This window comes from Serratia sp. HRI (assembly GCF_010119335.3).
In the GTDB taxonomy this organism is placed as follows: Bacteria; Pseudomonadota; Gammaproteobacteria; order Enterobacterales; family Enterobacteriaceae; genus Serratia; species Serratia nevei.
In genome coordinates this window covers 4,549,540-4,562,927 of the sequence record NZ_CP083690.1, presented here as the reverse complement: position 1 = coordinate 4,562,927, position 13,388 = coordinate 4,549,540, and the positions used below count along the sequence as shown (strand labels likewise).

The following is a 13,388-nucleotide window of genomic DNA, read 5'->3' as shown; positions in this document are numbered from 1 at the left end:
TTACTCCGCCACCTGATGCACCACGTCGATCACCGAGCCGTCGCGGTAGCGCACCACCGCCACCACCTTGTCGGTAAAGGCGATCGGCTGCGGTTCGCCGGTCAGCTGCAGCGCACGGGCGCGCAGCCAGTCGATGCTCACCACCTCGAGGCCGGCCTCCCGCAGACGCTGCGCCAGCTCCGGCCGCGCCGGGTTGACGGCGATGCCGTGGTCGGTCACCAGAATGTCGATGCTGGAGCCCGGCGTGACACAGGTAGTCACCTGCTCCACCAGCGTCGGGATGCGCCCGCGCACCAACGGCGCAACGATGATCGCCAGCCGCGCGGCGGCGGCGGTATCGCAGTGGCCGCCGGACGCGCCGCGCAGCACGCCGTCGGAGCCGGTCAGCACGTTAACGTTGAAGCCGGTGTCGATTTCCAGCGCGCTCAGCACCACCACGTCGAGCCGATCGACCGACGCGCCCTTGGAACTGAAGTTGGCGTACTGGTTGGCGCTGATTTCGATATGGCGCGGGTTGCGCGCCAGCGAGGTCGCCGCCGCCCGATCGAAGCTCTGCACGTCCAGCAGCTTGCCGATCAGCCCTTTCTCGTGCAGATCCACCATGGTCGAGGTGATGCCGCCGAGGGCGAACGCGGCGCGAATGCCGCGGGCGCGCATCTTGTCCTCCAGGAACCGGGTCACCGCCAGCGAGGCGCCGCCGGTGCCGGTTTGCAGCGAGAAGCCTTCGGTGAAGTAGCCGGAACCGGCGATCACCTCGGCGGCGCGGCGGGCGATCAGCAGCTCGCGCGGGTTCGAGGTCATGCGCGTGGCGTCGGCGCCGATCTTGTCGGCGTCGCCCACCCGCTCCAGCTGCACGATCAGATCCACCCGATCCTGCGCCAGGCTGGCGGGATGATGCGGGTACGGCACCAGCTGCTCGGTCAGCAGCACCACGGTGCCCGCCGCCTCGGCGTCCACCCGCGCATAGCCGAGCGAGCCGCAGCAGGCTTCACCGCTGTAGCCGTTGGCGTTGCCGAACTCATCGCAGGCCGGCACGCCGAGGAAGGCCACGTCTATCTTCAGCTCGCCGGATTCGATCAGGTTGACCCGGCCGCCGTGCGAGTGAATTTGCACCGGCTCCGCCAGCAGGCCGCGCGAAACGGCGTCCGCCAGCGGGCCGCGCAGCCCGGAGGTGTAAATGCGGCTCACCACGCCGTGGCGGATATGCTCAACCAGCGGCGCATGGCAGTCGGTCAGCGAGCTGGACGCCAGCGTCAGGTTGCGGAACCCCATCGCCGCCAGCGTCTCCATCACCTGATTGAGCGCCAAATCGCCACCGCGAAACGCATGGTGGAAGGAAATGGTCATACCGTCCTGCAGTCCGCTGCGGCGCACCGCTTCCTGCAAGGAGTCGCACAGCTTGAGATCGCGCGGTTTGCGCGCCTGCAGGTTGGCTTTGGACACGTCCTGATAACCCGGCAGATCCGCCGGGTTGGCGAAGGTCATCAATCGTTGTTGGCGGTTCATCATGCTTCCTCCCCGTGCTGCGCCGGTTCTTCCCGTAAGCCGGACAGCGCGGCGCGCTCCAGCACCAGCCGGGCGCGCTCAATCACCGGGCTGTCGACCATTTTTCCGTTGAGCGACACCACGCCGCGCCCTTCCCGCTCCGCCGCTTCGGCGGCGTCCACCACCCGCTGCGCGTGCGCCACCTCTTTGGCGGTCGGCGCGTACAGGTTGTGCAGCAGCTCAATCTGGCGCGGGTTAATCAGCGATTTGCCGTCGAAGCCGAGCTGTTTGATCAGCGCCGCTTCCTGCAGGAAGCCGGCCTCGTTATTGGCGTCGGAATAGACGGTGTCGAACGCCTGAATGCCGGCGGCGCGCGCCGCCTGCAGCAACGAGCAGCGGGCGAACAGCAGCTCGATGCCCTCCGGCGAGCGCTCGGTGCGCAGGTTGCGCACGTAGTCTTCCGCCCCCAGCGCGATGCCGATCAGCCGCGGCGAAGCGTGCGCGATCGCCACCGCGTTGGTGATGCCCTGCGCCGATTCGATCGCCGCCAGCAGCCCGGTGCTGCCAACCGGCCGGCCACAGGCCGCTTCGATAGTGGCAATCTCGCGTTCCATATCGATAACGTCCTGCGCGCTGTCGGTCTTCGGCAGGCGCACGATGTCCGCGCCGCCGCGCACCACCGCCTGCAAGTCCGCCAGGCCGTAGGCGGAGTCGAGCGCATTGACGCGCACGATGGTTTCCACCTCCTGGTACAGCGGGTGCTGCAGCGCGTGATACACCAGCCGGCGCGCCGCATCTTTTTCACGCAGAATCACCGAGTCTTCCAGATCGAACATCAGCGCATCGGCCTGGTAGATAAAGGCGTTGCTGACCATCGCCGCGTTGGCGCCGGGGACGAACAACATGCTGCGGCGCAGCCGGCTTTTATTCAGCGTTTTCATCTTTCGCCTCCCACGGCAGTTGGCCGCCCTCGCAGGCGCGCATCAGTGCCGTTTCCAGCCGGGCGCGCAGCACGCAGTCCAGCGCCCCCTTGTCGTCGACGATCACCTGCACCGGCTCCACCTCATAGCGCTGCAGCACCTCCAGCAGGGTGTGGCGGATCGCCGCGCCGAACTGTTTTTCCACGCTGCTGGCGATCAACAGATCGTGCTGCGGCCCCTCGGCGGGCGCGATGCGCACCATGACATCGCTGGATTCCAGCGTGCCGGCCATTGCTTCTCGGATAATTTTCATCATTCACCTGATTGTGCGGACTCAAAAGGATGCGGGGCCGCCTTGGCCCGGCGCTGCGTTTGCAGATCCTGCAGGTAGTACAGGGTGTCCGGCGGCACCAGCGGCGCGGCGGCGTGGAAGTCCCCCGCCGCCAGCAGCTTGCGCACCCAGGAGGCGGAGATCGCCGTGCCCTGATATTGCAAACGCTCGATTTCCACCAGCGCGATCGGCGGGCTGGGCAGCGCCGGCGTTTCCAGCCAGTAGCGCATGTCGCGGTTGTATTTCGCGGTCACCGCGCAGAACGGCTCGTTGCCGACGAAGCGGTGCGTAATGCCCAGCGCGGGCGCCAGATACTGGCGGAAGATCTTCAGATCGATTTCGGTGTAACAGTCGTCGGCCACGCCCTGATCCTTGATGAAGTAACAGGGGAAGGTGGCGCGCGAGATCACGTACTGCGAGCCTTCGTGTACCCTGAGGTTGGGGATATCGGCGGTGCCGGCCAGCACCAGTCGGCGGCGGTCTTCATAGCTGAAGCGCGAGGTGTTTTCCTTCACCAGAAACAGGTGCAGCCAGTCGCAGCGTTTGGCCGCCTGACGCACCAGATACTGATGCCCGCGGGTGAAGGGATTGGCGTTCATCACGATGCTGCCGATGATGTCGCCCGGCCGGCGCTGGCTCGCCAGCTGGGCGGCGTAGCGCTTCAGGCGGCACGGGCTATTTTCCATCAGCACCACGATGCCCGGCACGGTGGCGATCGGGTAGAAACCGCACTGGCGGAACAGCGGCTCGTTCTGCACCTTGGTGTAGATAAACAGCTGAGTGTGGTGGCGCTCGTAGGCCAGGTTCACCAGCTCGGTCGCCAGCGCCAGCGCCAACCCTTCTCCGCGCATCAGCGGGCTGATGGCGACGCATTTGATAATATTGTCGGCGATGCCGCCGCAGGCAACCAATTTGTCGTGCTGGGTAACGGTAATAAATATTTCAACCGTGGTGTCGATATTCAGATCGTTACTGCGCAAGAAGGCGCTTATTTCCGAAATCGCTTTATGATCCGATCGCTTTACCCGATTAAATACGGCATCGCCTAACATAACACGCTCTCTGGGTTAACTGGCAAACAACAAATTAAATACAAAAAGGCATTTTAATTAACATCATCAAGGGTAATTAAAACCTTAAAAACCATGGAGATAAACGCCGTCTCGCGTTCGATAAATCAATGGTAAACAGAAAAAAAACGCCGATTATTGACCTATTTCACAAACCGATTCCGGTTAATAAGTTATTTAATGTTCTTTATTTACTTAATTAATCTTATGGTGTTTATTATTGAGATAATCTTTATTTGGCGCCGCAATTTACTTACATTCATTTAGCATCTTGATTGCAATAGCAGGTTTCATTATGGAATGGCTGAACATCCTGATCGTTGAAGACGAAACGCCGCTGGCGGAAATGCACGCGGAGTTTATCCGCCAGAACGGCGGCTGCCGCCAGATTTGGCTGGCCGGCACCCTGGCGCAGGCGCGCGCCATGACCGAGCGTTTCAAGCCGGACCTGATCCTGCTGGACAACTTTCTGCCCGACGGCCAGGGCATCACCCTGCTGCGCGAACTGACGCTGAGCGGGTATCGCGGCGGCATCGTGTTCATCACCGCCGCCAGCGACATGGCCACCGTGGCCGAGGCTTTGCGTTACGGCGTGTTCGACTACCTGATCAAACCGCTGGCCTATGACCGGCTGAGCCAGACCCTGCAGCGCTTCAGCCAACGCCGCGAAGCGCTGAAGGACAAAGCGCGCCTCAACCAGCGCCGCATCGACGAGATGTTCAACACCTACGCCCGCGGCGAACAGCAGGCGGCGCTGCCCGCCGGCATCGACGAGCTGACGCTGGGTAAGGTCCGCGCGCTGTTTGCCGAACCCGCCGCGCGCCACACCGCTGAAAGCGTTGCGCAAAAAATGGGGCTCAGCCGCACCACCGCGCGCCGTTATCTGGAGTTTTGCACCGCCGCACAGCAGCTGCGCGCCGAGATCATTTACGGCAAGGTCGGCCGCCCGCAGCGGATCTACCGCGCCGGCGAACCGCATTAACGGTTATTTGATCGCCCTTGCAAGGTTGCGTGTAACCGCTTTACTTTTTATGCGCCGGTCAGCATCTTGGTGAGCATCACCTAGCCGACTGGACGATCGCCGATGCCCGCTGCGCCCCTTGCTTCCCTGACCGAGATCCTCGCCCGCCGTGACTGGCAAAACCCGGCCTGCACCCACTCCCGCCGGCTGGACGCCCACCCGCCGTTCGCCAGCTGGCGCACGGTGGAAGACGCGCGCGACGACGCCCCCAGCGCCAGCCGCAGGTCGCTGAACGGCGAGTGGCGCTTCAGCTATTTCCCGCGCCCAGAGGCGGCGCCGGAAGGCTGGCTGCAGCAGGATCTGCCGGACGCCGCCCCGCTGGCGGTGCCGAGCAACTGGCAGCTCGCCGGCTACGATGCGCCGATCTATACCAACGTGCGCTACCCGTTCCCGGTCGATCCGCCGCGCGTGCCGGAAGACAACCCAACCGGCTGCTACTCGCGCACCTTCAGCGTCGATCCGGCCTGGCTGGCCGCCGGCCAGACGCGCGTCATCTTCGACGGCGTCAACTCGGCGTTCTATTTGTGGTGCAACGGCCACTGGGTCGGCTATTCGCAGGACAGCCGCCTGCCGGCGGAGTTCGATCTCAGCCCGTGGCTGCAGCCGGGAGAAAACCGGCTGGCGGTGATGGTGCTGCGCTGGTGCGACGGCAGCTATCTCGAAGATCAGGACATGTGGCGCATGAGCGGCATCTTCCGCGACGTCAGCCTGCTGCACAAACCCGCCGCGCACCTGAGCGATGTGCGCATCACCACGCCGCTGCATGACAGCTTTACCCGCGGCGAACTGGTGGTGACGGCGCGCGCCAGCCGGTCCGGCCCGCTGCAGGTGCAGGTTCAGCTGTGGCGCGATGGCACACGGGTGGCCGAACGCACCCAGCCACTCGGCGGCGAGATCGTGGACGAGCGCGGCGCCTATGACGATCGGGTCACGCTGCGCCTGCCGGTGGAACGCCCGGCGCTGTGGAGCGCCGAAACGCCCGCGCTGTATCGCGCCACCGTCGCCCTGCTCTCACCCGAGGGGGAGGTCATCGAGGTGGAGGCCTATGACGTCGGCTTCCGCCAGGTAGAAATCAGCGGCGGGTTGCTGAAGCTCAACGGGCAGCCGCTGCTGATCCGCGGCGTTAATCGCCACGAGCATCATCCGCGCCACGGCCAGGTGATGGACGAGGCGACGATGCGCCACGACATCCTGCTGATGAAGCAGCACAACTTCAACGCGGTGCGCTGTTCCCATTACCCCAACCACCCGCTGTGGTACCGGCTGTGCGACCGCTATGGGCTGTACGTGGTGGACGAAGCCAATATCGAGACCCACGGCATGCAGCCGATGAACCGCCTGGCTGACGATCCGCTGTGGCTGCCGGCGATGAGCGAGCGCGTCACCCGCATGGTGCAGCGCGATCGCAACCACCCTTGCATCATTATCTGGTCGCTGGGCAACGAGTCCGGCCACGGCGTGAACCACGACGCGCTGTACCGCTGGGTGAAAAGCCAGGATCCGACCCGCCCGGTGCAATATGAAGGCGGCGGCGCCGACACCGCCGCTACCGACATCATCTGCCCGATGTATGCGCGAGTGGATCAGGATCAGCCGTTCCCGGCGGTGCCCAAATGGGCGCTCGGCAAGTGGATCGGCCTGCCGGAGGAACAGCGGCCGCTGATCCTGTGCGAATACGCCCACGCGATGGGCAACAGTTTCGGCGGTTTCGAGCGCTACTGGCGCGCGTTCCACGCACATCCGCGCCTGCAGGGCGGCTTTGTCTGGGACTGGGTCGATCAGGCGCTGATCAAGCGCGACGCCCAGGGCGAAGAACACTGGGCCTACGGCGGTGACTTCGGCGATACCCCCAACGATCGCCAGTTCTGCCTGAACGGGCTGGTGTTCGCGGATCGCACCCCGCATCCGGCGCTGTTCGAAGCGCAGCGGGCGCAACAGCTGTTCCGTTTCGCCTTCGACGCCGCCTCGCTGACGCTGACCGTCACCAGCGATTACCTGTTCCGCCACACCGACAACGAGCAGCTCAACTGGCGGCTGGAGCTGGACGGCGTGGAGCGCGCCAGCGGCAGCTTCGATCTGGCGCTGACGCCGCAGGGCAGCCATAGCTTCACCCTGCTCGATCGCCTGCCGATGCTGCATCAGCCCGGCGAGCTGTGGCTGAACGTGGAGGTGGTGCAGCCGCAGGCCACCGACTGGTCCGAAGCGCACCACCGCTGCGCCTGGGATCAGTGGCGGGTGCCGCGCGCGCTGCATCCCGCGCCGCCGCCGGCGCAGGGCGTGCCGCCCACGCTGACTGAAGACGAGCAGGGGCTGACCCTCACCCACGGCGACCAGCGCTGGCGCTTCGAGCGCAGCAGCGGCCACCTGACGCAGTGGTGGCAGAATGAGCAGCCGCAGCTGCTGACGCCGCTGCGCGACGGTTTTGCCCGCGCGCCGATCGATAACGACATCGGCGTCAGCGAGGCGGACCATATCGATCCCAACGCCTGGGTCGAACGCTGGAAGCTGGCGGGCCTGTACCGGCTGGAGGAACGCTGCACGCGGCTGCAGGCCGATGCGCTGCAAAACGGCGTGCGGGTGGTGAGCGAACACCAGTTCGGCGTGGACGAGCAGATTTTGCTGATTAGCCGCAAGCAGTGGCTATTCGACGCGCTGGGCGCGGTGAGCGTGAACGTGGAGGTCGAGGTGGCCGACGCCCTGCCGCCGCCGGCGCGCATCGGCCTGCACTGCCAACTGGCGACGGTGCAGCCGCAGGTGGAATGGCTGGGCCTGGGCCCGCACGAGAACTACCCGGATCGCCGCCTGGCCGCGCAGCACGGGCGCTGGCGCCTGCCGCTGGCGGATCTGCACACGCCGTATATTTTCCCCGGCGAGAACGGCCTGCGCTGCGACACCCGCAGCCTGCGCTACGGCGGCTGGCGCATCGACGGCCGCTTCCACTTCTCGCTCAGCCGCTACGGGCTGCAACAGCTGATGGCCTGCAGCCACCAGCATCTGCTGCAGCCGGAAGCGGGCACCTGGCTGCACCTGGACGGTTTCCATATGGGGGTGGGCGGCGACGACTCCTGGAGCCCGAGCGTGCACCGGGATTACCTGCTCACCGCCGGCATTTACCGCTATCAGCTGCGCCTGCAGCGGGCGCCAGAGAGCTAAATCTGCCAAAAAACTCAACGGGTTGCGCATTCTGTAAGCAAACAGTCACAGAATGTGTAATCCGCCTTTGACATGCCGACGGCGCCTCGCTATTATTCGCCCCGTTCACACGATTCCTCTGTAGTTCAGTCGGTAGAACGGCGGACTGTTAATCCGTATGTCACTGGTTCGAGTCCAGTCAGAGGAGCCATATTTAGAGAAGCCCGCTCAGGGAAACCTGAGCGGGCTTTTTGCTGTTGGGAGGTCATCATCGATGATCCCCTGCACTCTCCCTACCCGAAACCGTTCAGCCATCCGTTGAACGGGTAAGTTTCTCCCATTGTTCAATTTCCTTGCCTAACGCCTCAAGCTTTTGCCGCACCAAACTTAATGCGTCACTGCCTAACAACAGATGCGTGGGTGGGTTCCGGCTCTCGATCAATGCCAGCATGGCGCGAGCCGCCTTCACGGGATCGCCCAGTTGCTTGCCGCTTTTTTCCTGGCGCGCCTGACGAACAGGTTCAAATAACGCGTCATAGTCCGGGAGACAGCGAGGGCTGCGTACCATTGAACGCCCGGCCCAGTCCGTCCGAAACGAGCCCGGCGCCACGGCGGTCACGTGTAGGTTGAACGGGGCAAGCTCTTTACTTAAGGTTTCTGATATCCCTTCCAGTGCAAATTTGCTGCCGCAGTAATAGCTGATACCGGGCAAGGTAATGAAACTGCCCATTGAGGTGATATTGATAATGTGGCCGCGACGGCGTTGGCGCATGCCTGGTAGCACGGCTTTGATCATCGCCACTGCGCCAAACACATTGACGTCAAACTGGCGGCGCAGCTCTGCAAGCGGGGATTCTTCCAGAATGCCTTCGTGGCCGTAACCGGCATTGTTCACCAGCACATCTATTGGACCGACGGCGGACTCAATCTTTCCAACCACCTCATCAATACGCTCAACGTCCGTGACATCAAGCAGATAGCCAAAAGCCCGCTGCGTATCGAGCGCGCCGAAAGCCTGCAGTGCTTCGCTGTTGCGCACCGTCCCTACAACCCGATGCCCTACGGCGAGGGCTTCCCGTGCCAGCGCCTGGCCAAAGCCACTGCTGACGCCGGTGATTAAAATCGTTTTTGCAGATGCCATAAAAAGAACTCCCGTGAACCATGAAGGTTGCATGGTATTCTCTACTCTGCCGCATTTTTAGGCCGTATTTTCTCTTTTTCTTGCCTGATTTTATGAGGTGGTGGGATGTCCGACATGATTGCCCTGATGAATAAACTTGCGGTGCAAGAGGGATACAACCTCACTGCCCTACCTGATGTGCGAATTTTACGTTCCGATCGCCCGCTTGCCAGAACGCCGGTGCTTTACGATCCGGGGATCGTGATCGTCTGCCAGGGCAGCAAACGCGGCTATTTCGGTCAACAGACCTATTTATATGATGAGCAGCACTACCTGGCGGTTTCGGTGCCGGTGCCGTTTGTGATGGAAACCGACGCGTCGTCAGCACATCCGCTGCTGGCGATTTATATGCATCTGGATTTTCAGCTTGCCGCTGAACTGATGTTGCAGATTGAACAGCATGGCGCCCCGCATCCTCCCGTCGCGCCGCAAAGCATGATGTCGAGCCCCATGGACGACAGGGTAAAAATGGCCGTACTTCGCTTACTTGACGTCCTGACCAACCCGCTTGAGGCGGCGATCCTCGGCCCGGCGCGGGTGCGTGAGCTTTATTTCCGCGTGCTGACAGGCGCACAGGGCAACGCAATGCGTGCCGCGCTGGCCTTGCAGGGCCAGTTTGGCAAAATCGGTAAAGCGTTGCAGCACATCCATGCCGCTTACGCGGAGCCGTTAACGCTGACGCAGCTGGCGATAAGAGCCGGCATGAGCGTGCCGACCTTTCATAGCCATTTCAAGGCGATAACGCAGATGCCGCCAATGCAGTATGTGAAATCGGTACGCCTGCACCAGGCACGGATGCTGATGGTACGCCAACAAATCACCGCCGCCGCCGCGAGTTACGCCGTTGGCTATGAAAGCCCATCGCAATTTAACCGCGAATTCAAACGTCTGTTTGGCCTGCCACCGGCAGAGGAGATAAAACGCATGCAGCGTCACTTCGCCATTCCGCCCGCGCAGCCTGCCTCGGTATTTGTTTCGTCGCACTGAGGCTTATTTGGTATGGCAAACTCTACCTTGAGGTATGGAGTGTTCGCTTCTGGCGCATAAGAACGCGAACGATTCCAGTCACCGCTGGAATGAAAGATGCCGACAAGTTAAGGCCCTCTGTGCCTCTTACCCTCGTCACCGAGCGGACGAGGGGATATGCCCGACAGTGGCTGTTTCGGCAAGGAAGGATTCGATAGCCCTGACAAGCGCGAGCGGTGTCTCGTTCATCGGATAGTGGCCGGCGTTTTCCAGAATCTCAACCGTTGCATGGGGATAGCGTTGAAGATAGGTTTTGGCCATTAACCCGGCATTGAATGTTGGATCGTGCTCACCCACAAGCACCTTTATCGGATGCGATCCGACAATCTCATCGCTGAAATCGGTATCGGCCCATGCATGAAAATACGCAGAAAATGCTTCCTGAGAGGAATGCGATACCGAATACGCTGCTTTCCATTCGACCCAGGATAAGGGCAACCGTCCGCCAGTACTGCGGTCTATGATGGCTTTTCGATTGTCCAGTTGCTCAGCAGCATCTTCAAGCAGGCGGCGCGTCGTAGCATCGTACGAAATGCCGCCGCAAGGAACGGGTGCAACGGCAACGAGTGCCCGCACTCGATTGGGCGCGCGCGTTGCAATCCGCTCAATCACCATTCCCCCCATCGAATGACCTATCAGGCTGAAGTCGTGAAAGCCAAGAGCGTCAATAAGCGCCAGCGCATCGGAGGCAATCTCATCGATCGTGTATGCGCCGCGCGTTTCCTGCATGCCCCCGTAGCCGCGATAATCCATGAACACATAGTTGAACGCGTGGACATTCAACCAGGGTTCAATCTCTTCGAACGAGTGCGCGTCACCGAACCAACCGTGAAGAACGAGAACGGGGTGGGGTCCGTTGCCCACGCGATGATATGTGTTAGTCATATTGACTCCAATGTGAGAAAAATGTGGTTTTCAGCCTGCGTGACGCGAACTTTCCGTAGACGCCATTGCGCCATCACACGACGATTTAACCGATAAGGCTTAGGAATGGCGGGTAAGTCATCCAAACGGCTATGCCAGATGACGACGTCCGTTTTATAGCTCGATCAGGACCACGCCTTTGAGGCGACCGGCACAGGCTTCCTGCAATGCAGATATCGAGCTTTCAATTCCCTTGAAGGTCGTGGACGTAAGATGAATGCGTCCGTCACGCTTCCATGTCTTCAGATCGCGTAACCAGAATCCAAACGCATCGGGCGAATGATCCGCGCTGAAGCCGCGTAATGTCATACCTTTGAAGATGATTTGAAAGCTGTCCAATGTAACCGGAGCCTGCAAAGACGCCTTTTCTGCGTTCAGCTCAGCGGTGAGCGCACCGAGCAGAACGCCACGGGCACCATCCCTTGCCAACTTAATCGCCGCCGCGAGCTGTTCACCCCCCACCATGTCTACGATGACATCAATGCCTTCAGGTGCGGCTTTCGCCAGTTGCTCGTTCATGGGGCCGCCGTCTCGGGTGACGACGGCATCATAGCCCAGTTCCTCTTGCATCCAGCGGGCCTTGCTGGATCTGCTCGTGCTACCGATCACGCGTGTCGCGCCGAGGAGCCGTGCGATCTGTCCAGCCATCGAGCCAATGGCCCCCGCGCCGCTGGAAACGAACACGGTGTCACCTTTCTTCACCTGAACGCCTCGGGTCAACGCGGCATAGGCCGTCCAGCCATGGCCGAGATAAGCCGCTGGGTCAGGTTCGCGGCAATCGATGAGCTTGCCGTCGTGTTCGTGGATCACAGCATATTCCCGCCAACCGAACGGATGCATGACAAGGCTCCCTACAGGAAGGCTGCAGCCCGATCCGGTCTGGACCACTTCTCCGATCGCGCCGTCCGCCAGAGTGTCTCCGGGGTTGAGAGGCGGGAACGGAATGCCTTCGGCGGCCTTTGCATCCTCCTGCGCCATCAACCGTGTCGAGATGGATACACGGAACCAACGGTTGCGGACTACGGCTTCATACGGTCCGGGCGCAGGAATGGTCGTTTCCATGATGGCGAAATCTTCGGGGTGAATTTCTCCCTGCACATGGCGGATAAGTTTAACTTCGCGGTTGTTTGATAAACCTGCAGACATAATGGTCGCTCCATAAGACTCATTTCGCTCTTTCTGGTAAAATCCAAAATATGAGCACTTGCTCATATTAATAATGGAGGTTGTTTATGGCTACTCGCATTCCTACAGAACACCGCGCGATGCGGAAACGCCCTAAACAACAGCGTTCCCAGAACACGGTGGAGAGTATCGTCGAGGCAGGTGCTCGCGTTTTGGCGCAGAGAGGTTGGGCAAACTTCACGACTAACGAGGTGGCGCATACTGCCGGCGTCAGCATCGGATCGCTGTATCAGTATTTCCCAAATAATCTGGCGATTGCCGAGGCTATTCGGAAACGGCATCTCGATGAAATCCTGAAAGTGCTTCCTGATATCAAGACACAAGGCGAAAGGGTTCCGCTCGAGGAACATATTGGCCGATTGATTGATGCGGTTGTCACGCTTCATGCAACTAACCAAGATCTGCATCGTGTTCTGATCGATGAGGTTCCGCTCGCGCCGAGGGAATTCTATGACGCTTTTGAGCGTGAGTATCATCGTCGCTATGAAGACCTCATCCGTGCGGCGGCCCCGTCAGACGATACTGAAACGGACCACTTAGTCGCGGCCCGCATTCTCGCAGATGCGTTGGAGGGCATCGTTCATTCCGCCTCTCGCCGGAATGAACTCATGTCGCCTGTGATAAAGAGAGAAGCGACGAGGATGATAATGTCTTATCTTCTGGCACGAGAGAGAACCTGAAAAGCCGGTCATGCGAAGGGAGGCGCGCTATGTGAGCAGCCAGAGGCGGCATAGAATCAGTATGATCTGCTCCCCATTGATAACCACTTAAAGTCAGCAGTTGCCATTGAGTAACTTATTTTTATATTTAGCCGCTATGATAAATGCCAACGTCCGCTTCTGGCACAAAGCCGACCGTCAGATTACCCACTCCGGCATTTCCCCACTCCACCCCATTCCACACCCAACCATTCCACACTCCAGCAGCGCCCCCCGGCGTTGCCGTCGGTGTGAATCCGCAAAGCGGCAGCCACAATCACCGCCATAACACCAACGCTTGGCCAACCCCATCCAGCGAAACCCACTCTTTTGTCTAAGAAGATTCCTAACCGAGCTGACGAAAATGCCTTCCTGGCACCAATACGCGGATTAACCCGCCGATTTACAGAAATAAT

At 61.0% G+C, this 13,388-nt stretch carries 11 protein-coding genes and 1 tRNA gene; 5 read left to right on the top strand and 7 right to left on the bottom strand.

The genetic code is table 11. The annotated features are described in order from the left end of the window. From citF to citC, 4 genes are read right to left on the bottom strand one after another with little or no spacing between them, the layout of a single operon-like run. Nucleotides 1–1,506, bottom strand: coding sequence for a citrate lyase subunit alpha (gene citF, locus GF111_RS21805; protein ID WP_028130661.1), 1,506 nt, complete (start codon nt 1,504–1,506; stop codon nt 1–3). After that, complete coding sequence (citE, locus tag GF111_RS21800; protein WP_147190369.1) at nt 1,506–2,426, bottom strand: citrate (pro-3S)-lyase subunit beta; 921 nt, start codon at nt 2,424–2,426, stop codon at nt 1,506–1,508. Before citE ends, citF begins: the two co-directional genes overlap by 1 nt. Continuing rightward, a complete protein-coding gene (gene citD, locus GF111_RS21795) occupies nt 2,410–2,718 on the bottom strand; it encodes a citrate lyase acyl carrier protein (protein ID WP_019452464.1) in 309 nt (102 codons plus the stop codon). Before citD ends, citE begins: the two co-directional genes overlap by 17 nt. Beyond that, nucleotides 2,718–3,788, bottom strand: a complete 1,071-nt coding sequence (gene citC, locus GF111_RS21790; RefSeq protein WP_038877983.1) for a [citrate (pro-3S)-lyase] ligase — start codon at nt 3,786–3,788, stop codon at nt 2,718–2,720. Before citC ends, citD begins: the two co-directional genes overlap by 1 nt. 313 nt (nt 3,789–4,101) lie before the next feature. On the opposite strand from citC, the gene dpiA reads away from it, so the two are divergent. The 3 genes from dpiA (at nt 4,102) to GF111_RS21775 (ending at nt 8,170) form a co-directional block, all read left to right on the top strand. Next, nucleotides 4,102–4,788 (top strand): two-component response regulator DpiA, encoded by a 687-nt coding sequence (gene dpiA, locus GF111_RS21785; protein ID WP_021505854.1) that lies wholly within the window; start codon nt 4,102–4,104, stop codon nt 4,786–4,788. Nucleotides 4,789–4,890: 102 nt separating this feature from the next. Next, a complete protein-coding gene (locus tag GF111_RS21780; RefSeq protein ID WP_147190430.1) occupies nt 4,891–7,980 on the top strand; it encodes a beta-galactosidase in 3,090 nt (1,029 codons plus the stop codon). A 114-nt stretch (nt 7,981–8,094) separates the two neighbouring features. Continuing rightward, a tRNA-Asn gene (locus GF111_RS21775) sits at nt 8,095–8,170 on the top strand. A 96-nt stretch (nt 8,171–8,266) separates the two neighbouring features. Here the strand turns inward: GF111_RS21775 and GF111_RS21770 are convergent. Beyond that, complete coding sequence (locus GF111_RS21770; RefSeq protein ID WP_055312007.1) at nt 8,267–9,100, bottom strand: oxidoreductase; 834 nt, start codon at nt 9,098–9,100, stop codon at nt 8,267–8,269. Between the two features lie 105 nt (nt 9,101–9,205). Here GF111_RS21770 and GF111_RS21765 point away from each other — a divergent pair, with 105 nt between their 5' ends. Next, nucleotides 9,206–10,126 (top strand): AraC family transcriptional regulator, encoded by a 921-nt coding sequence (locus GF111_RS21765; protein ID WP_055312008.1) that lies wholly within the window; start codon nt 9,206–9,208, stop codon nt 10,124–10,126. Between the two features lie 135 nt (nt 10,127–10,261). On the opposite strand, the gene GF111_RS21760 is transcribed toward GF111_RS21765, so the two are convergent. Together GF111_RS21760 and GF111_RS21755 are read right to left on the bottom strand one after the other, a co-directional pair. Beyond that, a complete protein-coding gene (locus GF111_RS21760) occupies nt 10,262–11,050 on the bottom strand; it encodes an alpha/beta fold hydrolase (protein ID WP_047574528.1) in 789 nt (262 codons plus the stop codon). Nucleotides 11,051–11,203: 153 nt separating this feature from the next. Then, entirely contained in the window at nt 11,204–12,235 is a 1,032-nt protein-coding gene (locus tag GF111_RS21755; RefSeq protein ID WP_055312009.1) for an NADP-dependent oxidoreductase, read from the bottom strand. An 86-nt stretch (nt 12,236–12,321) separates the two neighbouring features. Between GF111_RS21755 and GF111_RS21750 the strand changes: the two genes are divergently transcribed. Further along, nucleotides 12,322–12,954: a TetR/AcrR family transcriptional regulator gene (locus tag GF111_RS21750; RefSeq protein WP_047574521.1), complete on the top strand. Its 633-nt coding sequence runs from the start codon at nt 12,322–12,324 to the stop codon at nt 12,952–12,954. The last annotated feature ends 434 nt before the right edge of the window (nt 12,955–13,388 follow it).

What these genes read in the sequence shown, in the direction of transcription:
- GF111_RS21760 (WP_047574528.1), bottom strand. Translation starts at nt 11,050, where the DNA reads ATGACTAACACATATCATCGCGTGGGCAACGGACCCCACCCCGTTCTC.
- GF111_RS21765 (WP_055312008.1), top strand. Translation starts at nt 9,206, where the DNA reads ATGTCCGACATGATTGCCCTGATGAATAAACTTGCGGTGCAAGAGGGA.
- dpiA (WP_021505854.1), top strand. Translation starts at nt 4,102, where the DNA reads ATGGAATGGCTGAACATCCTGATCGTTGAAGACGAAACGCCGCTGGCG.
- citF (WP_028130661.1), bottom strand. Translation starts at nt 1,506, where the DNA reads ATGAACCGCCAACAACGATTGATGACCTTCGCCAACCCGGCGGATCTG.
- citC (WP_038877983.1), bottom strand. Translation starts at nt 3,788, where the DNA reads ATGTTAGGCGATGCCGTATTTAATCGGGTAAAGCGATCGGATCATAAA.
- citE (WP_147190369.1), bottom strand. Translation starts at nt 2,426, where the DNA reads ATGAAAACGCTGAATAAAAGCCGGCTGCGCCGCAGCATGTTGTTCGTC.
- citD (WP_019452464.1), bottom strand. Translation starts at nt 2,718, where the DNA reads ATGAAAATTATCCGAGAAGCAATGGCCGGCACGCTGGAATCCAGCGAT.
- GF111_RS21750 (WP_047574521.1), top strand. Translation starts at nt 12,322, where the DNA reads ATGGCTACTCGCATTCCTACAGAACACCGCGCGATGCGGAAACGCCCT.
- GF111_RS21755 (WP_055312009.1), bottom strand. Translation starts at nt 12,235, where the DNA reads ATGTCTGCAGGTTTATCAAACAACCGCGAAGTTAAACTTATCCGCCAT.
- GF111_RS21770 (WP_055312007.1), bottom strand. Translation starts at nt 9,100, where the DNA reads ATGGCATCTGCAAAAACGATTTTAATCACCGGCGTCAGCAGTGGCTTT.
- GF111_RS21780 (WP_147190430.1), top strand. Translation starts at nt 4,891, where the DNA reads ATGCCCGCTGCGCCCCTTGCTTCCCTGACCGAGATCCTCGCCCGCCGT.